This is a genomic window from Holdemanella porci (genome assembly GCF_019052655.1).
Lineage (GTDB): Bacteria > Bacillota_I > Bacilli_A > Erysipelotrichales > Erysipelotrichaceae > Holdemanella > Holdemanella hominis.
Map to the genome: position 1 here is coordinate 1 of NZ_JAHQVB010000129.1, position 1477 is coordinate 1477.

The window sequence follows — 1477 nt, forward strand, 5'->3', positions numbered from 1 at the left end:
CCCCTTATCAAACCATACGTGCCCTATTAAGGCATACGGCTTACCAATGTGAGTTACATTTTAGAAAAGACTTAAATGTTGTGATTCGACTTATTTAGTGTATGCATACTGAAAGAACCTCTTTTTACTCTGAGAAGAGGTACTTTTCTTTTTATTGGAATCCATCAATAAAATAAAATCATCAATGTTAATTCCAGGGAAAACTATTTGAGCCTTCATATACGCACCTGTAACTAGACCCATACATTTTATGAAAAACTTGTTATCATATTTGACAGTTAATAATTTACCTTGTGCTTGTCCACCATGTTTCTTTCCGCGGCATGAGAAACTTACTCGTAGTCTTTGACGCACATAACCATCTAATTTGGTTATATCAAGAGCAGGTATGCCATGCATAACTCGCCCGCGTTCGTTAAGTAACAGTCTGATTTCTCGTGAAACTTGAAAAGGAATAAGGAAGTAATTAAACTTACCTCTTATGACTGGGTTTAAAATCTCTGTCCACTTCTCAAAGGAGTATGTACAACTCTTCTTGGTGACAGATTTAATATCACTCTTAAACTTCTTTAACGATTTTACGGATGGTCCAAACGTGTAATAGACATGTCTATTTTTAGACATTTTTAAATGGTTGAACGTAAAACCTAGGAAATCAAAGTCTTTCTCGTGAAAATCAATATCATCACTTTTATCTTCTGCCAATTCAAGGCCTAGACGTTGTAACGTTTCATGAACTATGACTTTGGCTTTTTCCAAATCTTCCTTTGTTTGACACATGACTATCGAATCGTCAGCATACCTCACGAATTCAAGATTTGCTTTTGTTAGTTCCCAGTCAAGTTCATTCAAATAGATGTTCGCCAATAGTGGAGAAATAACTCCACCTTGTTGTGTGCCACTTGCGTTTTCATATCGTATTTCATCTTCCATGTACCCTGCTTTAAGTGTTTTCCAAATCATGCCTAGTACTGTTCCATCTGACACATACTTGTTGATAACTTTCATAAGTTTCTTGTGAGGTATATTGTCGAAGTAACCTTTTATATCAAAATCATAGATATATAGATATCCACTTTCTAATCTAGACACAATTTTCTTGATGGCTAACTTAACATCTCTGTTAGGTCTGAATCCACAGGAATTGTCGTGAAATACGTTTTCTTCAAAGAAGGGCTCAAGTTTAGTGACCAGTGCTTGTTGCACGACCCTGTCTTTAATAGTTGGTATTCCTAAAGGTCTTAACTTTCCATTTTTCTTCGGTATATACTTTCGTCTTACTGGAGAAGGCTTGTACGTCTTTGTTCGAAGTTCATTCAAAATCAACTCTATGTTTTCATCTAAATTTTCCTCAAACACTTTGATACTGACTTTATCAATACCGGCACATCCCTTGTTCTTCTTCACTTTACGAAAAGCTTCTGTAAGAACATCTTTGTGTAGTATTTTTCCATACACACTAAATAATTTGAATTTT

The 1477-nt window shown here is 35.2% G+C and carries 1 protein-coding gene; it reads right to left on the minus strand.

What is annotated here, in order from left to right; all coding sequences use genetic code 11:
• Nucleotides 1–90: 90 nt before the first annotated feature.
• Nucleotides 91–1477, minus strand: a 1387-nt coding sequence (gene ltrA / locus KTQ83_RS11735; RefSeq protein ID WP_217285053.1) for a group II intron reverse transcriptase/maturase, incomplete at its 5' end; no start/stop codon positions are given.